This window comes from Flavihumibacter sp. UBA7668 (assembly GCF_002483205.1).
Lineage (GTDB): Bacteria > Bacteroidota > Bacteroidia > Chitinophagales > Chitinophagaceae > Flavihumibacter.
The window spans coordinates 512,029-535,603 of record NZ_DLHM01000004.1 but is presented as its reverse complement, the minus strand read 5'-3'; the positions used below and the strand labels follow the sequence as shown (position 1 = coordinate 535,603).

At 43.4% G+C, this 23,575-nt stretch carries 18 protein-coding genes; 9 read left to right on the top strand and 9 right to left on the bottom strand.

The features are described 5' to 3' along the window. Window positions 1-143: 143 nt before the first annotated feature. The gene (locus B2746_RS10425; RefSeq protein WP_290793161.1) at window positions 144-3,065 is read left to right on the top strand and encodes a triple tyrosine motif-containing protein; all 2,922 of its coding nucleotides are present in this window, start codon (window positions 144-146) and stop codon (window positions 3,063-3,065) included. 36 nt (window positions 3,066-3,101) lie between these two features. On the opposite strand, the gene B2746_RS10420 is transcribed toward B2746_RS10425, so the two are convergent. Together B2746_RS10420 and B2746_RS10415 are read right to left on the bottom strand one after the other, a co-directional pair. Then, window positions 3,102-4,292 (bottom strand): pyridoxal phosphate-dependent aminotransferase, encoded by a 1,191-nt coding sequence (locus tag B2746_RS10420; RefSeq protein WP_290793158.1) that lies wholly within the window; start codon window positions 4,290-4,292, stop codon window positions 3,102-3,104. Between the two features lie 79 nt (window positions 4,293-4,371). Continuing rightward, a complete protein-coding gene (locus B2746_RS10415) occupies window positions 4,372-5,091 on the bottom strand; it encodes a hypothetical protein (protein ID WP_290793155.1) in 720 nt (239 codons plus the stop codon). A 182-nt stretch (window positions 5,092-5,273) separates the two neighbouring features. On the opposite strand from B2746_RS10415, the gene secDF reads away from it, so the two are divergent. From secDF to B2746_RS10400, 3 genes are all read left to right on the top strand, one after another. Then, entirely contained in the window at window positions 5,274-8,387 is a 3,114-nt protein-coding gene (gene secDF, locus B2746_RS10410; RefSeq protein WP_290793152.1) for a protein translocase subunit SecDF, read from the top strand. Window positions 8,388-8,567: 180 nt separating this feature from the next. Continuing rightward, window positions 8,568-10,130 (top strand): hypothetical protein, encoded by a 1,563-nt coding sequence (locus B2746_RS10405; protein ID WP_290793150.1) that lies wholly within the window; start codon window positions 8,568-8,570, stop codon window positions 10,128-10,130. 19 nt (window positions 10,131-10,149) lie between these two features. Next, the gene (locus B2746_RS10400; RefSeq protein ID WP_290793146.1) at window positions 10,150-11,784 is read left to right on the top strand and encodes a hypothetical protein; all 1,635 of its coding nucleotides are present in this window, start codon (window positions 10,150-10,152) and stop codon (window positions 11,782-11,784) included. On the opposite strand, the gene B2746_RS10395 is transcribed toward B2746_RS10400, so the two are convergent. Then, complete coding sequence (locus tag B2746_RS10395; RefSeq protein ID WP_290793143.1) at window positions 11,785-12,129, bottom strand: HesB/IscA family protein; 345 nt, start codon at window positions 12,127-12,129, stop codon at window positions 11,785-11,787. Between the two features lie 162 nt (window positions 12,130-12,291). On the opposite strand from B2746_RS10395, the gene B2746_RS10390 reads away from it, so the two are divergent. The 4 genes from B2746_RS10390 to B2746_RS10375 are packed head-to-tail and all read left to right on the top strand — an operon-like array spanning window position 12,292 to window position 16,324. After that, entirely contained in the window at window positions 12,292-12,825 is a 534-nt protein-coding gene (locus tag B2746_RS10390) for a hypothetical protein (RefSeq protein ID WP_290793141.1), read from the top strand. Between the two features lie 18 nt (window positions 12,826-12,843). Continuing rightward, window positions 12,844-14,409 carry an acyl-CoA mutase large subunit family protein gene (locus B2746_RS10385; RefSeq protein ID WP_290793139.1) on the top strand — a complete coding sequence of 522 codons (1,566 nt, stop codon included), beginning with the start codon at window positions 12,844-12,846 and terminating at the stop codon, window positions 14,407-14,409. Window positions 14,410-14,444: 35 nt separating this feature from the next. Next, window positions 14,445-15,773 (top strand): amidohydrolase, encoded by a 1,329-nt coding sequence (locus tag B2746_RS10380; protein ID WP_290793137.1) that lies wholly within the window; start codon window positions 14,445-14,447, stop codon window positions 15,771-15,773. A 2-nt stretch (window positions 15,774-15,775) separates the two neighbouring features. Then, entirely contained in the window at window positions 15,776-16,324 is a 549-nt protein-coding gene (locus tag B2746_RS10375) for a GNAT family N-acetyltransferase (protein ID WP_290793135.1), read from the top strand. Window positions 16,325-16,340: 16 nt separating this feature from the next. Here B2746_RS10375 and B2746_RS10370 read toward each other — a convergent pair whose 3' ends face one another. The 3 genes from B2746_RS10370 to B2746_RS10360 form a co-directional block, all read right to left on the bottom strand. Further along, the gene (locus B2746_RS10370) at window positions 16,341-18,017 is read right to left on the bottom strand and encodes a glutamine--tRNA ligase/YqeY domain fusion protein (protein WP_290793133.1); all 1,677 of its coding nucleotides are present in this window, start codon (window positions 18,015-18,017) and stop codon (window positions 16,341-16,343) included. A gap of 59 nt (window positions 18,018-18,076) precedes the next feature. Next, a complete protein-coding gene (locus B2746_RS10365; protein ID WP_290793130.1) occupies window positions 18,077-18,751 on the bottom strand; it encodes a YggS family pyridoxal phosphate-dependent enzyme in 675 nt (224 codons plus the stop codon). 139 nt (window positions 18,752-18,890) lie between these two features. Beyond that, on the bottom strand, window positions 18,891-20,045 hold the full coding sequence (locus B2746_RS10360) for an acyl-CoA dehydrogenase (RefSeq protein WP_290793127.1): 1,155 nt from the start codon (window positions 20,043-20,045) through the stop codon (window positions 18,891-18,893). Between the two features lie 152 nt (window positions 20,046-20,197). Between B2746_RS10360 and B2746_RS10355 the strand changes: the two genes are divergently transcribed. After that, window positions 20,198-20,782, top strand: a complete 585-nt coding sequence (locus B2746_RS10355; protein ID WP_290793124.1) for a methyltransferase domain-containing protein — start codon at window positions 20,198-20,200, stop codon at window positions 20,780-20,782. 9 nt (window positions 20,783-20,791) lie between these two features. Here the strand turns inward: B2746_RS10355 and B2746_RS10350 are convergent, their stop codons facing one another. From B2746_RS10350 to B2746_RS10340, 3 genes are all read right to left on the bottom strand, one after another. Then, window positions 20,792-21,301: a fasciclin domain-containing protein gene (locus B2746_RS10350; protein ID WP_290793121.1), complete on the bottom strand. Its 510-nt coding sequence runs from the start codon at window positions 21,299-21,301 to the stop codon at window positions 20,792-20,794. Between the two features lie 308 nt (window positions 21,302-21,609). After that, entirely contained in the window at window positions 21,610-22,671 is a 1,062-nt protein-coding gene (locus B2746_RS10345; protein WP_290793118.1) for an agmatine deiminase family protein, read from the bottom strand. Next, on the bottom strand, window positions 22,661-23,536 hold the full coding sequence (locus B2746_RS10340) for a carbon-nitrogen hydrolase (RefSeq protein WP_290793115.1): 876 nt from the start codon (window positions 23,534-23,536) through the stop codon (window positions 22,661-22,663). The genes B2746_RS10345 and B2746_RS10340 overlap by 11 nt, the downstream gene beginning before the upstream one ends. Window positions 23,537-23,575: the final 39 nt, after the last annotated feature.

Below are 23,575 nucleotides of genomic sequence, written 5' to 3'. Positions count from 1 at the left end.
TTGGTTGGGATTAAAAATACCCGATCAAAAGAGCCGGATAGGGTGATTTACCACATCAATACCACATCAAACCGCAAAATCAGCCTAATCAACCCTATGAATAACACATCAATTGATATATTGTGACGGATTGCATTGCACATATGAAGGATACATTTATTCTATTCACAGTTTTATGGCTGGCCTGTTTATGTCCTGGTACTGTCCGGGCACAACACAGTATTGCCATCCCAACCATCACCAATTACAATAAGGAAGCTTATGGTGCAGGAACCCAGAACTGGAAACTGGATCAGGATGATCAGGGGATTCTGTACGTTGCCAACAATGAGGGTATGCTCAGTTTTGACGGAACCCATTGGAATAAATACCTGCTTCCAAATGAATCCATTGTTCGATCACTTGCCACTGGTTCGGGTGGTAAAATTTATATAGGCGGACAGGGAGAAATTGGCTATTACCTGCCGGATAAAGCAGGATTACTGAAATATCATACACTTGTTCACCTGATTCCGGCTGAACACAGGGAGTTTGCAGATATCTGGAATGTGATTGTTTTGAAAGACGAGGTTTTCTTCCGTTCTAATAAGCGCATTTTTCATCTGGTAAATGATAAAATAATTGCCTATCCCAGCAGAAACTGGGATTTTTTAGGATATGCCAATGGTATGCTAATCGCCAATGAATATGATAAGGGGCTGTTGCAATTCAGGCATGGAACCTGGGAACCATTTGTGGATGGAGGAATCAGTCTAAAAAATACCAAACTGGTGGATTTGGTTCCACTATCAAAAGACAGCCTGCTAATTGCCAGCAAACATGCAGGTTTGTTTTGTTATACCAGAGGTATGATTCAACCCTTTCAATCACCGGATCTTAATGGTATTACGGATAAGATCCTGAACGGTGTTATTCAACTAAATGAAACTGAACTGGCCATCGCCACAGCGTTAGGGGGGTGTTATATAATCGATACAAAAGGAAACCTGGTGCACCGGCTCTCGCTGCATGAGGGACTACAGAATAATAATATCATTTCCATTTCTCTTGACAAACAAAAAAATATCTGGCTTGGACTCGATAATGGAATCGACTTTGTTGGGTACAACAGCCCGATCCGTCATATCTATGCGGATAAACAGGAACATAGTCCGGGTAGCGCTGCCATCATACATAAAAACAGATTATATATTGGACTGACCAGTGGCTTATTTGAAGCGCTTCTACCCCACGCTGCAGATCTATCTTCTGTAAAATCAGCATTTAATAAAGTGGCCAATAGCAATGGGCAGGTATGGAATCTTTCAGAAGTGAACCAGCAACTGATTATGGGGCATAGCGATGGTGCTTTTATTATTGATGGTGCCCATGCACGCTTACTGGATGGAAGTACCGGCTTTTGGTTTTTCAAACCGCTGAACCCGGTACAGCCCTCTCAATATATGCTGGCCGGCACCTATAATGGGTTGAATATTTATGATTTTCAGCAGGGAAAATTCCTGGATAACCGACGACATATACATTTTGAATCTTCCCGATTTTTTGCACTGGACAATGATATCGGGTGGGTGGCGCATCCATATATCGGCTTATTTAAAATTGATTTAAGTACCTGGCCATCGCCCACCTGGAAATTGTATGAAGACAAGAAAAATATTCTTTCCAAAAACAGGAATGCGATCTATAAAATAAAGAACAGGGTGGTGTTGTCAACCGATCATGGATTGTACGAATACAATGCAGATAAGGATGATTTTGTTCCCTGTGAATTTTTACGAAAAATATTTCAAAATAAAACGGTTCAATACCTAAAGGAAGATGAGGCTGGAAATATCTGGTTTATTCAGAACAAACATTTAGGCGTAATCGATTTGCGTTCGGGTGAACCGGAAAGAGTGAATATTCCGGAAATGGATTCCAAGTTATTGAACAATGGATTTGATTTTATTTATCCCTATAACAAAAACAGTGTATTTGTTGCAGGAGAAGATGGATTTTATCTGCTCAATTATGAAAAGTATAAAAGTATGCAGGGCAAGATTCCACTGCTGCTTTCTTCTGTAAAAGCCATCAGTGACCGCGACAGCAGTTTATTTGGAGTGTATGGAAATCAGGCAGCGAATGGAGATGGATTTGTAAATGCGCAAAGTCCTGAACTGGATTATAACCTCAACAGCCTCTCGTTCGCATATTCTTCACCGTTATATGGTCGGCAGGCAAGTACAGAGTTTTCATATATGCTGGAAAACTTTGACAGAGGCTGGTCGGCCTGGTCGAAAAAAACAGAAAAAGAATACAACTATCTACCTCCCGGAAACTATGTTTTTAAGGTTAAAGCGAGAACGCATTCAGGAGAAGAACCGGCTGTTGTAAGCTATCGGTTCATCATACTTCCACCCTGGTATGAAACGATCTGGGCCAAGCTCAGTTATATTGTTTTAATTGGTTTGGGAGTGTATGGAATCTACCGATGGCAAAAGCAAAAATTTGAGTTGCAACAGATCCGGCATGAAGAAGAACAGAAACGGATACAATACCTGCATCAATTGGAACTTGAAAAATCAGAAGCTGAAATTGTGCGCTTGAGAAATGAAAAACTCGAAGCTGAGCTGCAGTTAAAAAACAAGGAACTGACAACCACTTCCATCAATCTGGTGCAGAGAGGTGAAATTTTGCACAAGGTAAAAGACGAAGTGTTACGGTTAAATAAAACAGTTGGAGAAACAGATCAACCGGAGGATATAAAAAAGATTGTGAAGATGCTGGAGCCTGAAAAATTCAAAATGGACTGGGATCAGTTTGCCCTGCATTTCAATCAGGCATATGATGATTTTTTAATTGCGCTTAAAAAAGAGTATCCCCGGTTAACACCGACTGAAATCAAGCTTTGTGCGTATCTGAGACTGAATATGAACAGTAAGGAAATCGCGCGCATAATGAGCATTACTATTAAAAGCGTGGAATTAAGCCGATATCGGCTGCGCAAAAAACTGGAACTATCTCCCGAAGAAAACCTCTTCAATTTCCTGATGGAATTTCATGGCCGTCAAAAAAACCGGTCTTAAAAAACACCCGTCGGGTAAACCCGACGGGTGAAGATCTTACTTCAACTTCGCCAGCACAGCTTTGATGCGGGCCATTCCTTCCTGAATTTTAGGCAGGCTGTTGGTGAATGCGATCCGGATACATTTGTCTTCTCCGAATGCTTTTCCGGTTACGGTTGTAACGTGTGCATTCTCGAGAATATAAAAACATAATTCGTCCGAATTGTTTACGGTAGTTGTTCCATCTGATTTTCCGAAATAGGAACTGATATCCGGGAATACATAAAAGGCACCATCAGGTTCATTGCAGGTAACTCCTGGCAACTCACTCAGCAATTGCATGATAACTTTTTTGCGTTCTGCAAATTCCTTTACCATAGCTCTGCTGGGAGCCAGATCAGTTGTTAAGGCAACGATGGCTGCACGTTGGGTAACGGCATTGGCTCCACTTGTTATTTGTCCCTGTATTTTTTCACAGGCTTTGACAATTTCAGGAGCGCCGGCTATAAAGCCCAGGCGATATCCGGTCATAGCAAAACCTTTACTCAAACCATTGATGATGATAACACGGTCTTTGATATCATCAAACTGGGCAATGCTTTCATGTTTGCCATTGTAGTTGATATATTCATAGATTTCATCACTCATGATATACACCTCAGGATGTTTGCGAAAAACATCCGCCAAAGCCGAAAGCTCTTCCTTCGAGTATACAGCACCGGTAGGGTTACATGGTGAAGAGAACATGAAGAGTTTGGTTTTGGGCGTAATGGCCGCTTCCACTTCTGCAGCACTAACTTTATATCCGGCTGCGGCCGAGGTGCGGATCATAACAGGAACACCTTCCGACATTTTTACGATTTCGGAATAGGAAACCCAGTAAGGGGTTGGAATCACCACTTCATCTCCGGTATCCACCAGGGCCATAATAAGGTTGGCAATACTTTGTTTGGCGCCGGTTGATACCAGAATATTCTCGGGTTTATACTCCAGATTGTTATCGCGTTTTAATTTGGTGCAAACGGCTTCGCGCAGATCCGGATAACCGGCAACAGGAGGATAATGGCTCCAGTTTTCATCCACCGCTTTTTTGGCAGCTTCTTTAATATGTTCGGGGGTATCAAAATCTGGTTCACCTAAACTGAGGTCGATAACATCAAATCCTTTTGCACGAAGTTCGCGGCCCATTTTGGCCATACGCAGCGTTTCTGGTTCACTGAAGCGCTGCAACCGGGATGATAGAGACATGTTGTTTTGCTAAATTGGTTTGTTTATTGAATGATTGCCTGACAATTGGTAAAAATACAAAATGACCGGTTTAATACCGTCATTTCTTTTGGAGAATGGTTAATAACCTGGGCTGTTTATCCCCTGTGGCGCCCGTTTCTCCGATGCCAATAAAACTGTACATACTTGCAGCGCTAACCGGGAAATCCCCCCCATCCAATACCAGGTTATTCTTATCTATTAATTCGTAGCGCCAGCTACCTGGTACAACATTTACGGTAAAATCAGTGCCGGTGATTCCGGTGAATTCAAGAAATGCCCGCCGGCTGGCCACCACCAGGGTATCATTTGGATTAATCAGCCATAAACTAAGAGAATCCGGTCCCGCTACACAATTAATAAAGCGTACCCTTGCAGAAGTATCGGTGGTTTCCGGGTCATCCCGGATTATGGTCCAGCTGCCAAAGCCATTTACTGCCGTATCAAAATGAAGGACGGTATAATAGGCATTCGGATCCCATGCTAAAAATTTACCCTCTGTATATATTTCATCTCCAACCTTCCAGCCAATAGTTTGTATACCAGGGCGGGCAGGGATATAGCCATTATCGTTCAGCTCGCCTGCACTGCCAAAAGGAAGATCTGAATCGGAAATCGGGTTGCCATCCAGCAATAAATTTACAGGTGCAGCATCCAGTGCAGCATTCACCAGCAGGATCTTTGCCCTGGGACCTTCCCCGGTTTTATCCTCCTGTTTAAGGCAGCCAACCAGTATAAATGCAATCAGGACACCCGGAATCAGGCTATTTCTCCAACTCATATTCAATTATTATAACATCTGAAAGACAGGTTTTCCCCCTCTGTTCCGGTTCCAACCGGATTTGCAAATTCCGTATTTTTTCCGGGATAACTACTCTAAAAACTACATCCTGTCAATATTTCATCCGAAATCCTATATTTGCCACTCTTTAAAAAACTACAAAAAACGAAACAAGTATTGCGATGAGAATACTCGTGAGCATCTTTACTGCTTTCCTGATCCTGATTTCACTGTACCAGTTATCATTTACCTGGTTCGTGAACCAGCATGAAAAAGGCATCGAAGAAAAAGCAATGCGGTATGTGAACACCTACCCTAAACCAGAACAAAAGTATGCTGGCAACCAGGACCTCCAACTGAAGTACCAGGACACGCTGAATGAGATCAAAAAATCTACCATCAGACGATTGCAGGACAGCACCCGTAATGAAAAGATTACGTGGTGGGGACATTCCTATCAAAAAGCCAAAGAAAACGAATTACTGCTCGGTCTTGATCTTCAGGGCGGTATCAACGTTACGATGGACGTTGCATTAGACGGACTGATCAGAGGTTTGAGTAACAATCCAACTGATCCCAATCTGAAAAAAGCGATTGATGAAGCAAACCGTAAAAAAGCAACATCAGATGCTGATTTTATTACCCTGTTTGCACAATCTTTTAAAGAGGTGAATCCGGGTATGAAATTGGCACCCTTGTTTTCAAACAGTACGCGCAATCAGGTTAAAGTGGATGCAACGGATAATGCTGTTGTACAGTATATCCGGGAGCAGGCAACTGCTGCTATGAAACAGACCTATGATGTACTGACCAAACGGATTGACAAATTCGGGGTGGCGCAACCAAATATCAGTCTGGATGAAACCAAAGGTATCATCACGGTTGAACTGGCTGGTGCTAGTGACCCGGAGCGGGTTCGTAAGTACCTGCAATCAACCGCCAACCTGCAATTCTTTGAAGTATACAATATTGGCGAACTGGATCGCAGCCTGGAAGCAGCTGACAAAGCATTGGCTGCTTATCTGAAAGGAAGCAATCCTACTGTTGATACGGTAGCTAAACCGGTAACCGTTGATACAACCACCGCAGGTGCTGATACCAGCTCTCTTGCCAATGTTCTGAAAAGCGGCGACACGTCTAAAACTGCTGCAGCGCAAACACCGGAAGCTGCACGTGCTACCAATCCAATTCTGGCAACCATCCAGTTTGTTCCTCCTCAGCAGGGGCAGGATGGACGTCCGGTTTTTGCTCCTTATCTTGGTTTTGTTGCAACAAAAGATACCGCATTGGCGATGTCTTACCTCAACAATCCGGTAGTGCAAAACAATATGCCGGGTGATGTAAAATTTCTCTTCGGAATGCCGGAGAAAAACGAAGATGGAAAAGTGCAGGATTTTGTTGCGCTCTATGGCATCAAAACCGTACCAGGTTCTGAAAAAGCTAAACTCGAAGGTGAAAATATCACCGACGCATTCCAGGATTTCAATCCGGTTACCAATCAGGTTACCGTTAACATGGTAATGAGTAAGCAGGGGGAGAAAATCTGGGCGAAAATGACGGGCGATAATGTTGGACGCGCCATTGCTATTGTGTTGGATGAAATCGTTTATTCTGCTCCTAATGTAAATGAACCGATTACCGGTGGTAACTCACAGATTTCCGGCTCCTTCAGCGTGCAGGAAGGACAGGATTTATCCAATATCCTGAAAAGTGGTAAACTGGATGCGCCTGCCAAAATTGTACAGGAGCAGGTAGTTGGACCAACACTTGGACAGGAAGCTATTTCAGGTGGTTCACTCTCCTTCCTGATTTCATTTGCAGTGATCTTTATCCTGATGCTGGTATACTATAACACAGCCGGATGGGTTGCTAATATTTCACTCTTCCTGAACCTGTTGTTTACTGTTGGGGTGCTGAGTTCACTGAATGCAACACTGACAGCCCCTGGTATTGCCGGTCTGGTTCTGACAATCGGTATGGCAGTGGATACCAATGTGGTGATATTCGAACGGATTAAGGATGAATTAACAAGAGGCAAATCATACCAGCAGGCTGTTTCAGATGGCTATAGCCGTTCGCTGGCACCAGTTCTGGATGGTCACCTTACCTCTTTGCTGACAGCATGTATTCTGTTTTATTTTGGTCTCGGTCCCGTGCTTGGATTCGCTACCACTCAGATTCTCGGTTTGCTACTGAGTCTGTTTTGTGGTATCCTGATTTCCCGTATGGTTACTGATTTCTATACCAATAAAAACCGTCACTTCAAATACTTCACCAGCTTAAGTCGTAATCTCTTTAAGAAAGCGAATTTCGATTACGTTAAAGTGCGGAAGATCACCTATATCGTATCTGCGATTATTCTTGCACTTGGAGTTGGCGCTTTATTCAATGGTTTTAATCAGGGAGTTGAATTCAGTGGAGGTCGCAGTTTTATCGTCAAATTTGATAAAGCAGTTTCTACCACTGAGGTTTCCAATGATCTTGAAAAAGTATTGGGAAGTACACCAATCATTAAAACATACGGTGGTGCGAATCAACTTGATATTGTAACGGATTACCTGATCGAACAATCAGGTCCTGAAATCGATGATCAGGTGCAGGCTAAACTATTTGAAGGATTGAAAAATTTTCTTCCTGCCAACACTACTGCAGAAGAGTTCGATACCAAATACAAACAGGGTTCCAAGAAAGTCGTTCCAACCATTTCAGATGATCTTAAACAGGGTGCCAAATGGGCCACCTTCTGGTCTCTGTTGGCGATCTTCCTCTATATCCTGATTCGTTTCCGTGACTGGAGATACTCATTTGGTACCATTGTGGCATTGATTCACGATGCGCTGGTTACCCTGATCGTATTCTCGTTCTTTAAGGATATTGTGCCTTTCTCTCTGGAAATTGATCAGCACTTTATTGCAGCCATCCTTACCGTAATCGGTTTCTCTACGAATGATACCGTTATTGTATTTGACCGCATCCGCGAAAACAGTCACCTGATGAAAAATGCAACCCGTGCACAAATCATCAATAAATCAATCAATGATACCCTTAGCAGAACGATTATGACTTCTGTTACGGTATTCCTGACCATCCTGATCCTCTTCCTCGTAGGCGGTGAGGTAACCAAAGGTTTCGCCTTTGCGATGTTGATTGGTGTAATTACCGGGGTGTATTCATCCATCTTTGTGGCTGCTCCGATCCTCGTGGATTTTGGCAAAAGCAAACCACTTGGTGGTGACTCAAATGAAGTAATGGAAGCCAGTGTTGAGGCTCCTGTTACACCAGCAGTGAAAGCATAAGTTATATCATTATATTACAAAAAAAGAAGCTATCTATTTGAGATAGCTTCTTTTTTTGGTATTAGTGGAGAATTCAAATTTTAATCCCGAAATACATGATAACTTAAAATATTCTCAGCGCTTAACCGTTGATGTTAGACTGTTCAGGCTTGATAAACTTAAACCCTAAACAAGTTATACATGAAACTGGTTAGTATACTGCTGGCCACCGCTCTGGTGGGCCTGCAATTAATTGCTATCGGACAAACCGCCGGTGCCGGTACGCTGTCCAGCATTGAAAGCCTGGCAAATACCATACAGGCTAACGATGAAAAATTTGCTGCATTAAACCGGCAACACCTGGAATCCTATGATGCAGAAAATCAAAAACTGCTGGCTCATAAGAAAAAATTAAACGACCTGATTGCTGAAAAAGCACGTGCCCTGAATGAGTTACGCAGCGGATTATATTGCAGTGAGTGTAAGCGCCCAAAATCAGAACTCGAAAGAGGTGGCTCCGAAACATTCTCCGGACATTTACGCCGGGTGAATGGTGTTTCCGTTCCTGCTACCAAAGAACATATTGAATCCAAAATGGCAGAGTATGATCGCCTGATCGCCGCCCAGGAAGAGGTAATCAAAAAATTTCAGACAGAAGAAAATGAATTTACCCGCAAACGGGCAGATCTGGATAAACAAATGACTGATTTGCGTGGAAAAACAGATGATCTAAGAGCACAGATTGTGGCGCTCAGCAAAGAGTATAAAGACAAAGTAGTGCAGGAAGCTAAATCGATTACCCTTCTATGGGTGGATGGCATACTGGTAACGCTGGCTGAAAAACATTATGCTGAAGACCGCATCAATATCATCAAGGTAAAACTAAGTGAACTTCAACAGGAAGAAACAAAAGCAATCAGTGAGTTGAAGGATAAAGTTGCGCAGAAAATTGATTTGCAGAAAAAACAACTTAACGAAAAAATTACAGGTAACCGCACCAGACTTTATGATCTGGAACAATTACACAGGGATCGGCTCAGCAGATTAAAAACGGATTTGAATTCGCTAAGAACCAAACTATCAACCGTTAAAACCGAATTGCAAATCAATTCCATGTTAACTGTTGATGAAAAAACTGTACTTGATGATAACAGAAAAGAGTTGGAGAACAGAATAGAGCAGAATCTGAATGAACAAAAGTCCTATGAAGAAAGGTTTGAATCAGATCGGCAGCAATTACAGACTGAAATTAAAGCAGCCGAAGATAAAATCTGGGACTTAACGGTGAATCTTAGTAAGATCCAGGAAGAAGCGTTGAAAGGCCTGAGAAATGCCTTTACATCCAAAAGAAAGATATTGGAAGATGCACGGATTGCACGGGTTGCATCGCTTGAACGCTTAGGCAGCCTTGCAAATGACAAATCAGATCAATATCGAAAAAAACAGTCCGAACACGATTCAAAAGCCAATGCAGAACGCATCCGTTTACTGAGAGCATGTGAAAAAGCAGGATGTTCCTGTTATGGAAGAGATGCCCAGGGAGAATTTAATCTCATCGCCAACAACCGGCTAACCTGTGTAGGATCGATGGAAAATCTGCATGCAAATAACAGTGTCTATTATGGCTGTGAAGAAGAATCCGTCAAATATAAAAGCCATTACCATTCATGGGTAAATGGACTGTCTGATTCCGATATGGATGCGCTCCGAAAATCATCATCGAAGTCGCGATATGATATGATCCTGCAAAAAGTAACTAATTAATTCAATTATACATTATACGATGAAGGCTATTTTAACCGGACTTCTCCTGGTATTCAGTGTACTGGCAGTAGCACAAACGGATGATTTTTTAACATTGGAAACCAAAATCAAAGACCATATCAAAAATGGCAGATGGGATGAAGTCGTAGTTACAGCTCCCGATCTTGTCATCGCTGATCCAACAAAGGGAAATGGTTATTATTATGCAGCATTGGCTTTTTTGAAACTGAACCAGCCTGAAAAAGCTACTGAATATCTGGCACAGGCAGAACCGCTTGCTGATGAAAAGTTGCAAGCTTCCATAGAAGAACTGAGAAAAGAAATTCTGTCCTACCGCGCAGCCAATCAGGTATTGGAATCAGCAGAAAAACAGGAAAAACAAGGTGATAAAAAAGCTGCTGATGAATGGAAAAGACTCTGGGAAATGGACAAATCAAAAACTGAATTTGCCTTGAATGCAGTAGATCTCTACGTGGAGCAAAAAAATTATCCTCAGGCTTTGGACATTTTAAAAGATGCATCATTGGCAAAAGATGCCGGTGCACAAACCTTGTACAAGCGAATTAATAATACACCGGAGATGAATCGCATCAATGGATATAATGAGGCACTTGCACAGGGAAAACAAAATATGAAAAACGGCAATTTCAGCACGGCCATTTCCAATTTCTCCACCGCACTTCGATTTCAATCCAACGATGCTGAAGCCATTAAACAAAAAAAGTTTGCAGAAGATGAACTTGCCTGGCAAACTACCAGAAAAACAAATACACTTGAATCTTTTGAAACTTATTTGAAAGGGAATACACTTCGTAACCATAAAGCTGAAGCCGATGATATTGTACAACGCGCATTAATCCGTTTTGGAAATAAAGCTGCATCGGAAAAGAACTTCAAGGATATGGAATATTATTTCAAAAAATACCAGCAACAATATCCAAACGGATCAGAAATAGCAGCAACCAGACAAACCATGTGCAATGCATATCAGGCTGCAGCTGATACAGATAAAAATAAAAAAACGGCCTATGACCAAAAACAAACGATTACCTACCTCAATAGGATAAAATCGATTTGTTCCGGAACACCGGCACTGGAATCAGCTATCAAAACAGCCAATCGAAAAGCTATTCGTTATGGTCGGCCAAGCAGAGGATTTATAGCCTATGTGTATGATAGCCTGGCGCCAATCGGCTTATCGTTCGGTACCATCAACAACCGCAAGATTGGTATGTATGTTTCGGTAAAAGCCAATGAAGCACTATTTAAAGGCGGCAGTTTTTATACAGTAAATGACCAGGGTGTGTATGAAGACAACGTAATGGATGATATAAGGCCAACAGGCGCTACCCGAACCAATCATTTTGACGGAATGATTGGTCTAACAAAAAAAATCGCCTTCCCGCTATGGCTCTATGCTGGTGGTGGCGTTAATTATTCGCAAGCCTATATTGAAGTGGATGAATACAATGATTCCGGACGTTTTGTTGAAACGGAATGGATCAAAAACACCGATCAGCAATTCTTTAAACCTGTAGTCGAAGCAGGTGCCATTATTGATATCGGCGGCTTCCAGATCCGGGGCGGAGGTAAAATGATTGATTTTGAAGATATTTATTATACAGTCGGAGTGGGATTTTCTTTTCGCCGTTAATTAAACGGCGAAAGAAGTTCCGCAGCCACAGGTTTTGCTGGCATTGGGATTCGTGAACGTGAATCCGCGGTTATTGAGTCCATCCTGCCAGTCGATCTCCATTCCCATCAGGTAGATGCCATGCGATTTATTCATGGTGCAGGGGATATCTTCAATTAAAAACTGTTCATCGCCTTCTTCCACTTTATCAAAACCGAGGATATAACTCATGCCGGAACAACCACCGCCCTTAACCCCTACCCTTAATTGCTGGGTTTTGTCAAATCCCGGATCCTGCATCAGCCGTCTGATCTCAGCTACCGCTCCCGCTGTCATTGTCACCGGCGTTTCTATTGCTGTTTCCATACGTTGCGATTTGTTTCTGCAAAAATAACGATTTTCCTCATCACCCGCCGGGTGGCACCGGTCGGGTGCCACCCGACCGGTGCCACCCGGCGGGTGATGAGCGCAAAAAAACTTTGTGGTGGCCAACAAGCCGTTAAATTTGTTGCTTAATAGCTTAAAACCATGGATAATACCACTGTTTCGATTATTGCCGGCGTTGTTTTATTGGGATTTGTTGTTCTCTACCTTTATTTCTACCGAAAGGATAAAAAATCACTGGCTGCCATTCCTAAGGCGGCACCAGCTGAAACTCCAAAAGAAAACAATCCCAACAAACAAATGCAACTGGCTGCTTACGAACGTTTGGTTATCCTGGCCGATCGGATCGCTCTGCCCAATGTCATCAGCAGAAGCAATGATCCCGCCTTTGATAAACGCACCATGCAACAGTTGCTTACCCAAACCATCAAACAGGAATTTGAATACAATCTCTCCCAACAGATTTATGTAAGCGCGGCAGCCTGGGATGCCATCCGAAATCTGAAAGAACAAAATATAATGATCGTAAACCAGCTTGGAGCCATTTTACCGGACGAGCTGAGCGGTGTTGAATTCAATAAAAAAATAATCGAATTCGTCATGAACCAGCCACAGGGATCCATGCACGGCCTCGTTCAGGAAGCACTCAGCTATGAAGCAAAGAAGTTATTGAGTTGATTGAATTAAACGATTGTTATGGCAGAAAAAAAGATCAGAACTGATAGCGGCATTGAAATTAAACCGGTTTATTATCCCGAAGATCTCCCCTCCAACCGGGATCGCTCCGAACAACCCGGTGAGTTTCCTTTTACCAGAGGTGTTCAGCCGGATATGTACCGTGGCAAACAATGGACCATGCGCCAGTATGCCGGTTTCTCCACGGCGGAAGAAAGCAATAAACGCTATCATTACCTGTTATCTCAGGGAGTATCCGGATTATCCGTCGCTTTTGACCTGCCTACACAAATCGGATACGACAGCGATCATGCCATGTCGGAAGGGGAAGTGGGAAAAGTTGGTGTAGCCATCGATAGCCTGGAAGATATGCAGGAACTATTCAACGGAATCCCCCTTGAATCGGTCAGCACATCCATGACAATCAATGCCACCGGTTTTATCCTACTATCTTTTTATGTGGCACTGGCCAAACAGCAGGGTGCTGATCTTACCAAAATCAGCGGTACCATCCAAAATGATATTCTCAAAGAATATGCTGCCCGAGGTACGTATATCTATCCACCCAAACCCTCCATGCGCATCATCACTGATATTTTTGAGTGGTGCAGTGCTTCCCTACCCAAATGGAATACAATTTCCATTTCGGGTTACCATATCCGGGAGGCCGGCTCTTCGGCTGTGCAGGAAATCGCTTTTACATTATCTAACGGTAAAGCCTATGTGCAGGCAGCAAAGGAACGCGGACTCGATATCAATGTATTCGGAAAACGACTCTCCTTCTTTTTCAATTCACATAATAATCTCTTTGAAGAGGTGGCGAAATTCAGAGCAGCCCGCAGAATGTGGGCAGCCATTATGAAAGAACTGGGAGCAACAGATCCCAAAGCCATGATGTTGCGCTTTCATACCCAAACCGGTGGAAGCACTTTAACTGCACAGCAACCGCAAAACAATATCAGTCGGGTTACCCTGCAAACGCTTGCCGCCGTACTTGGCGGCACCCAATCACTGCATACCAACGGCTATGATGAAGCTCTTTCTTTACCTACGGAAGAAGCGGCCCGCATCGCACTGAGAACCCAGCAAATTGTTGCTTTTGAAAGTGGTGTTGCAGACACTGTAGACCCGCTTGCCGGCTCTTATTTTGTGGAAGCACTCACTGCGGAACTGGAAGAACAGGCTTTCGCGCTTATTGCCCGGATCGATGCCATGGGCGGCAGTGTTGCTGCCATTGAACAGGGGTTCATGCAGGAGGAAATTGCCCGCAGTGCCTACGAATACCAGAAGGGAATTGAAACTGGTGAAAAAATTATAGTAGGCGTAAATAAATTCCAGATTGGAACAGAAGCCCCGATTCCTGTTTTTAAAATCGACGATTCCATCCGCCTGGTACAAACGCAAAAACTAAATGCCCTTAAAAACAACCGGAATCCGGCAATGGTAGATCAGGTATTGCAAAACCTCAACGATATAGCAGCTTCCGGCGAAAATATTATGCCGGCTGTAATTGAAGCTGTTGAACAAAAATGCACCCTGGGTGAAATTGCCGATGAATTACGAAGCGTATTTGGTGAACATCACTGAGTTTTGCTTAAATTACCGCATATCAACTCATCCTTATGCGTATTCCGGTTTTGATACTATCAGCACTCGCTTTTTCCTCGATTTCATTTGCACAATCCGCCATCGATGCCACCATCCAGGCAAAAGCCAAACAGATTTTACCCAAAGTAATTGAATGGAGGCGGCATATCCACCAATATCCTGAGCTTAGCAATCGGGAAACCAAAACAATGGAGTACATCGCCCAACACCTTCGTTCGCTCGGAATCGAAGTGCAGGAAAAAGTGGCAAAAACAGGAGTGGTGGGTTTATTGAAAGGCGGCAAACCCGGACCGGTGATCGCACTGCGTGCCGATATGGATGCATTGCCGGTTGAAGAACGAGTTGATATTCCATTTAAATCTACCGTGCAGGCTGATTATCTCGGACAAACCGTTCCGGTTATGCATGCCTGTGGGCATGATAGTCATGTTGCCATCCTGATGGGAACAGCAGAAGTACTGGCCAGTATGAAAAAGGATCTTGCCGGAACCATCAAATTCATTTTTCAACCTGCTGAAGAAGGTCCGCCAGGTGATGAAGAAGGTGGCGCCCCCTTAATGGTGAAAGAAGGCGTGATGGACAACCCCAAAGTGGATGCCATCTTCGGGCTGCATATTTCTTCCAGTACGGAAAGCGGATCCATCCGTTACAAAGCAGGCCCCTTCATGGCTTCATCCGACTGGTTTACCATCAAAGTTAAAGGCAAACAGGCACATGGATCAGCCCCCTGGGGAAGCATCGATCCAATTGTTGTGGGAACTCAAATCATTGCAGGACTGCAGACAATTGTAAGTCGGCAGGAAAATATAGTGAAAGCGCCGGTAGTGATCACGGTTGGCAAATTTCACAGTGGTGTAAGAAGTAATATCATACCGGAAGAAGCCATTTTGGAAGGCACGATACGTACCCTTGATGCAGAAATGCAAAAAGATGTGCATGAACGACTCAGAAAAACGGCACAGAAAATTGCCGAAGCAAGTGGTGCAACAGTGGAAGTTTCCATTGATACAAAAACCCTGGTAACCACCAATGATTCCAGCTTAACCAACATGATGGTCCCCTCCCTTCAGAAAGCTGCCGGAAAAGACAGGGTACAGACCCAATCCTGGACAACCGGAGCCGAAGACTTCTCCTTCTTCGGAGAAAAAGCCCCGGCCTTATTTTTTAATCTGGGCGGAATGCCTGTTGGAACCGATCCTGCAAAAGCACCCGGGCACCACACTCCTGATTTTTATATCGATGACAGTCAGCTGGATGTAGGTGTCAAAGCTTTCTGCCACCTGGTATTTGATTATGCCACCCTCCAATCCAAACAAAAAACGCCTGCAAAAAAAGGCTTTTAGCAATGGAATACCGACTTGTTCAGGAGCTTCCTGAGATGGAAGAAATCCTCGTCTTGCAACGAGCCAATCTCAAACAAAACCTGGATGCTGTTACAAAAGAAAGTCAGGGTTTTGTAACACTGCAACATGATATCAACCTGCTTCAAAAAATGCATGCAGTAATGCCTTCAGTTATTGCTCGAGAAAAGGATCAGCTGGCAGGTTACGCATTATCGCTTCCAATTGACTGTATCGACCTGTTTCCTGAATTAAATGGCATGTACAGCCAGCTGCCTGCCATGCGCTTTAAAGGGCATCCTATGGCCAATAAACGCTATTATTATTTGGGACAGATCTGCGTTGCGGCAGCTTTTCGCGGACAGGGAATTTTTCAGGGATTGTACCAGGCTCATGCAAAATACTTCGGCAAGCAGTTTGACTGTATGGTTACGGAGGTATCGCCTTTGAACAAACGATCCATGGCGGCCCATCTGAAAATGGGCTTTGAAGTCATCCACGAATACGAAGATGAAAGCGGCGAATGGCGCGTAATTGCATGGGACTGGTTCTGAATAGCTCCTGCTTCTCTTATTTTTTCTGCTCTTTTGCCCAGGTATCTTTCAGGGTAACCGTTCTGTTGAAAATAAGTTTTTCTTCATTGGTATCCTTATCCAGACAGAAATACCCTTTCCGCAAAAACTGATAGCGTTCTTCAAATCGGGATTTCATCAAAGCCGGTTCAGCATATACATGATCAATCACTTTCAGGGAATCGGGATTTATATAGGATTTGAAATCTCCTTCTTCGCTGGAAGGATCCTCCACTTTGAAAAGGCGATCATACAATCTGATTTCAGCTGATACTGCATGTTTTGCACTTACCCAATGCAGGGTACCCTTCACATTAATTCCGGAAGTATCGGAACCACTTTTACTCTCCGGTATATACGAACAATGCAGTGCTGTGATTTTTCCTTCTGCATCTTTCACCACTTCATCACAACGGATAATATACGCACTTTTGAGTCGGACCATTTGTCCGGGTGCCAACCGGAAAAATTTCTTCGGTGCCACTTCCATAAAATCTTCTGCCTCAATATAAAGTTCCCTGCTGAAAGGAATATCGCGATGTGTGCTGGTTTCAGCCTCCGGATTGTCTTCACTTGAAAGCATTTCTTCCTGTCCCTCCGGATAATTGGTCAGGATTACTTTAAGCGGATCAAACACCACCATGCGACGCAGCGCAATTTTATTCAGGTCTTCCCGCACGCAGAATTCCAATAAGGAAACATCAATCATGTTTTCTCTTTTTGCGATACCGATCCGATCACAAAAATCAACTATACTGGAGGGCGTATAACCTCTTCTTCTCAGTCCCGAAATAGTTGGCATACGCGGATCATCCCATCCTGTTACATGCTTTTCATTTACCAGTTGAAGCAGTTTTCGTTTACTCGTAACGGTATAGTTCAGGTTGCGACGGGCAAATTCATATTGGTGAGAAGGATAAATTTCCAATTCTTTAATACACCAGTCGTATAATTCGCGATGGGGTACAAATTCCATGGTACAAAGAGAATGGGTTACTTCTTCGATAGAATCGCTTTGTCCATGTGCAAAATCATACATCGGATAAATGCACCAGGCATCTCCGGTCCGATGGTGATGTGCATGTTTGATCCGATACAAAACAGGATCACGCATGATCATATTGGGATGCGCCATATCGATTTTAGCACGTAGTGTGCGACTGCCATCAGCAAACTCCCCCGCTTTCATCCGGGCAAATAAATCCAGGTTTTCTTCAACTGACCGTTCTCTGAACGGACTGTTCACACCCGGCTGTGTGGTGGTTCCTTTCATGGAAGCAATTTGTTCTGAGCTGGAATCGTCTACATAGGCCAGTCCTTTATTTATGAGCTGGAGGGCGAAGGCATATAACTTTTCAAAATAATCAGAAGCGAACAATTCGTTTTTCCAGGTAAAACCCAGCCATTTGATATCTTCCTTGATACTCTCCACATATTCGGTATCTTCTGTAACCGGATTGGTATCATCAAAACGGAGATTGGTATACCCGGGGTATTTTTTGGTGAGGCCAAAATTCAGGCAGATACTGGATGCATGACCGATATGCAGGTATCCATTGGGTTCCGGAGGGAAACGGGTAATAATGGAACTATATTTTCCGGCAGCCAGGTCGGCTTCAATAATTTCTTCAATAAAATTCAGGCCTTTCTCTTCTTCTTTCTTGATTTCGCTCATATTGTAAAGATTCCTTTGGAAGGGCGAATTTACACCCTTTTCCCGTAGGGTTCAAGGGCTTAATTCCGAGCTCCGAAAAGCAAACTTCCCACCCGGATCAGATTAGAACCCTCTTCCAGCGCAATTTTATAATCACCGCTCATACCGAAACTAAGGAGGGGCTTCTTATCTGTTTGCTTGATTTTCGGCAGAAAGGTGGTTGCCCATTGTACCAGTTGACGGAATTCTGTCCTTATCTGTTGTGGGTCATCTGTATTTGACGCCATTCCCATCATCCCTCTAATATGTACTCCCCGGAATGCTTCCGGATCCTGCTGAATAGCCTGAACCAAGTCGTCCAGATCAGTTGCATCCATTCCAAATTTGGTTTCTTCCCTGGCGATGAATACCTGCAGCAGACAATCCACCTGCCGGTTTATTTTCATTGCCTGTTTACTGATTTCCTTTAAGAGTTTGATACTATCAACCCCATGAATCAGATGAACGAAAGGAACCAGGAATTTTACTTTATTCGTTTGCAGGTGACCGATATAGTGCCAGCGAATATCGGTTGGCAGGAGGCCCTGTTTCTCCACCAGTTCCTGTACATAATTTTCACCAAAATCACGTTGTCCTGCTTCATAAAGTGCGCGTATATCCTGAACCGGTTTGATTTTACTGACTGCCACCAGTGTAGCCTGTACGGCCTTGCATTCATTGATTATCTGCTGATAGTTAGGTAGGTTAATTGCCATCAGACAAAGATAAGGAAGGTGAAAGGTGAAAAGTGAGAAGTGAAACAGAGAGATGCGTCCTTTCACGTTTCACCTTTCACGTTTCACCAAAAAAAAGCGCCCTTCTTTCGAAGCGGCGCTCAAGCAAGCAAAACCAAACCTATTTTAGTACGGAACGACCGATTACAATTCGCTGTACTTCAGATGTACCCTCATAAATCTGGGTAATCTTGGCATCGCGCATCAATCGTTCAACGTGGTATTCCTTAACATAACCATAGCCACCGTGTATCTGCACAGCCTCTGTTGAAATCCACATGGCTGCTTCCGATGCAAATACTTTTGCCATTGAACTACTCAGCGTATAATCCTTCTTATTATCTTTTTCCCAGGCTGCTTTCAAACACATCAGACGGGCAGCTTCCACTTTGGTAGCCATATCCGCCAGTTTGAACTGTATCGCCTGGTGTTGCATTATTTCTTTTCCAAACGCCTTCCGTTGTTTGGAATAAGCAACTGATAATTCATACGCTCCACTTGCAATTCCAAGGGCCTGCGAAGCTATTCCAATTCGTCCACCTGCCAATGTTTTCATCGCAAATTTAAACCCAAATCCGTCTTCCCCAATGCGGTTTTCCTTCGGTACTTTTACATCCGTAAAGGAAATGCTATGCGTATCACTTCCCCGAATCCCCATTTTATTTTCTTTCGCACCAACGCTTACACCGGGCCAGTTTTTTTCAACTATAAAAGCATTGATTCCAGAAGATCCTTTGCTTAAATCTGTTTGTGCTATAACCAGATAAACAGATGCGGAAGAACCATTCGTAATCCAGTTTTTAGTACCATTCAGGAGATAATAGTCGCCTTTATCTTCTGCTGATGTCCGTTGCGAGGTAGCATCACTTCCAGCTTCCGGCTCACTCAATAAAAATGCACCAATATACAACTCACCATCCTTTTTACCCTGAGCTAATGGCGTCAGGTATTTCTTCTTCTGGTCTTCATTTCCAAACGTTTCCAGTCCCCAGCAAACCAGACTGTTATTAACGCTCATACAAACACTGACACTTGCATCCACTTTACTTATCTCTTCCATTGCCAGCACATAACTGATCGTATCCATTCCTGCCCCGCCATAGGCAGGATCTACCATCATTCCCATAAAACCCAGATCAGCCAATTGCAGTATCTGTTCTTTTGGAAATTGCTGTTTTTCATCGCGCTCAATTACTCCCGGCAAACATTGCTGTTGTGCAAAATCCCGGGCTGCCTTTTGGATCATCAACTGTTCTTCTGTCAACTGAAACTGCATGGGATAAGCTTAAAGTGGAGCAAAAATAGCAGAAAAAACAGTTCAACTAACGTTTGTTAGCTATTATTTTATAAAAAGGTATCTCTTCTAAAATTAATTAGTTCGTTTTGCAACTATCTAATTTTCATTGATTTACTTCCTAGATTTAAATAATGAAAAAACTGGACCGCGACTATTGGAATGAGCGTTACCGCCTGGCTGATACCGGTTGGGATATAGGATCCGCATCTCCCCCCCTGACCGCCTATATCGATCAACTCACAGATAAGAATATTCGAATTTTAATTCCCGGCTGTGGCAATGGATATGAGGTTGAATATCTGTTGAAAGCAGGATTTAAACAGATCACTGTAATAGATATTGCGCCTGATTTAACGGAAGCACTTCGTAAACGTTTTCAAAAATGGGAAGGAAAAGAATTGCAGATACGAACTGGAAATTTTTTTGAACTAAATGGAGCATTTGATCTCATTCTGGAACAAACTTTTTTCTGTGCACTTGATCCATCCCTGAGACCAGATTATGTTTCGAAAATGGCGTCACTGCTTTCAGTGGATGGTAAGCTGGTGGGCGTTTTATTTAATCGTTCCTTTGAAGGCGGGCCTCCATTCGGTGGTTCAAAAGAAGAATATGAAACCCTCTTTAAAAAAGAATTCAGCAGGAGAATAATGGAACCCTGTTACAATTCCATTACTCCCCGGCTGGGTGCTGAACTCTTTATACAAGTACAAAAATAAACGGACAATTTATTTTGGCATTACTACACTGTCGATCACATGAATTACACCATTGCTGGCTTTCAAATCGGTTGCAGTTACCCATGCGGTACCACCAGTTTCGTCGGTTAGCTTCACTTTGCCACCATCCAGCGTTGCTGTTAATTTGCCTCCGCTAACGGTAGATAATACTGCTTTACCACCACCGGATTGAATTGCTTTGATCACTGCTGCAGCATCCAGCTTTCCTGCCACTACATGGTACGTAAGTACTTTGGTAAGCGTTGCTTTTGCTTCCGGTTTTAATAATCCATCAACCGTACCTGCAGGAAGTTTGCCAAATGCAGCATTTGTTGGTGCAAATACAGTGAATGGTCCGGCACTTTGTAAGGTTCCTACCAGGTCTGCCGCTTTTACTGCAGCAACTAGTGTGGAATGATCTGCACTACCTGCAGCTACACCAACAATATCTTTACTTTGTGCGTTTGCTGTTAAAACAGAGGCAGCTGAAATCAACATGAAAAGGAAAAACTTTTTCATAACAAATTTTAATGGTTAAATGATGAATTGATTACGCCGGCGTGCTATAGATAACCCAAAAACTCAGCCAATGTTTTGCAGATTGATTAAATCACTGCTCTTTATTTCATGCTTTGGCAATACTTTATAAGCTGTGGAAGAGATGGTAATGCAGGAGGGTTGGAGAGTGAACAGAAGGGGAAGGGGAAAAAGGAGGAAAGGGAGGAAAAGTAGAAGGCCCGGACTAAAATAAATTATTACCCGAATGGAAAAATCCCCATCACCTTTCACCTTTCACCTCTCTCCTTTCACCTCTCTCCTTTCACCTCTCACCTTTCACTTTTCACCTCCAATGGTTCCTGCTGGCTCAGGCAATGGAAACTGCCGAGGCCCCAGATGATTTCAGTAGAATCTATTCCGATGGCTTCACGATCCGGGAAACATTCCTGAATGATGCGCAAAGCTTTCTCATCTTTGGGAGAACGGAAAGTTGGAACAATTACATATTTATTGGCGATATAAAAATTGGCATAGGAACAGGGTAACCGCTGATCATCAAAGACCAATTCATCGGGCATGGGCAGTTCAACAATATTTACCTGTTTACCATTCAGCAGTCGCATTTGCTGTAACTGCTTTAAATTGGTTTGCAACAATTCATAGTTTTCATCTCCCTTGTTTTCTTCAATCACCGTCAATACCGTATCCTCATTTACAAATCGAACGGTATCATCTATATGTCCGTCGGTATCATCACCCACAATACCTTCATCCACCCATAATACCTGCTGCACGCCGTAATATTGCTGCAGGTACCATTCAATTTTTTCCTGATTAAGTGTTGGGTTTCTGTTGGGGTTCAACAAACAGGCTGTGCTCGTTAAAACGGTTCCCTTTCCATTAAATTCTACTGAACCGCCTTCCATCACTATACCCGGATGAAATACCGGCAAACCAAAATGTTCTGCTATTCGGGTTGGAATTACATCATCCAAATCAAAAGGAGGATATTTACCCCCCCAGGCATTGTACCCCCAATCTACAATTGCTTTGGGTTTGTCAGCAGCAGGGTTGATCAAAAAAGCCGGACCATGGTCCCTGCACCAGGCATCATTGGTGGGAAAGAAAAAGAAATCAACCTGAGTAAGATCCACGCCAGCTTTCTCCAAATGAGACAAGGCAAAGGACTTCATTGCTTCATCCCGCACATTTATGCAGACCCTTTCACTTTTTGCCAGCCATTTAATGAATTCGGCATAATATGGAAATATCGTGTGGATTTTTCCAGGCCAGCTTGCTTCCTTATGTGGCCAGCTTAGCCAGGTAGCCCTGTGTGGTGCAAATTCTGCCGGAAAATAATAACCCAGTTCGGCCGGTGTATTAAGACTCATCAATGTATCGTTTGGTTATTGGCTGATAAGAATCAATTCTTCTGTCGCGCATAAACGGCCAATGGGTTCTATAACGCTCGGTTTTGGAGAGATCCAACCCAAGTACAGTTACTTCTTCTTCTTCATAGGATGCCTGGTATAGTACCGTTCCAAATGGATTACTGATAAAGGAACCTCCCCAGAATTTCATGGCACCATCCTGCTCAAATCCAACCCGGTTCACACTAACCACATGTACTCCATTGGCAACAGAGTGACTGCGCTGTATGGTCTGCCAGGCATTATATTGCTCTGTATTGGTTGCTTCATCCTGTGAAGTTGCCCAACCTATTGCTGTAGGATAAAATAGAATTTCAGCGCCCATTAATGCAGTTATACGGGCTGCTTCCGGATACCATTGATCCCAGCAGATCAGCACGCCAAAGGTGGCAAACTTTGTTTTGAAAACCTTGTACCCCAAATCACCTGGTGTAAAATAAAACTTCTCGTAATATGCCGGATCATCGGGTATATGCATTTTGCGATACTTGCCCAGATAGCTCCCATCCGCATCCAGCACCGCCGTGGTATTATGATACAATCCCTGCGCTCTTTTTTCGAATAAACTTGCAATGATCACCACACCCAGTTCTTTGGCCACCGAACTTAGGGTTTCTGTAGACGGACCAGGAATGGGTTCTGCCAGTTCGAAATTGGCATAATCTTCCACATCGCAAAAATAAAGGGAGGTAAACAGTTCCTGCAAACACACAATCTGTGCACCTTTTGCAGCGGCCTGTTTAACTCCCGCTATAGCTTTTTGTAAATTTTCTTCTTTATTGGCGGTACATCTCATCTGCACCATGCCTACCTGTACAGTTGACATTCACTTGAATTTTGAGCGCCAAATGTAAGAAGAGTTCCC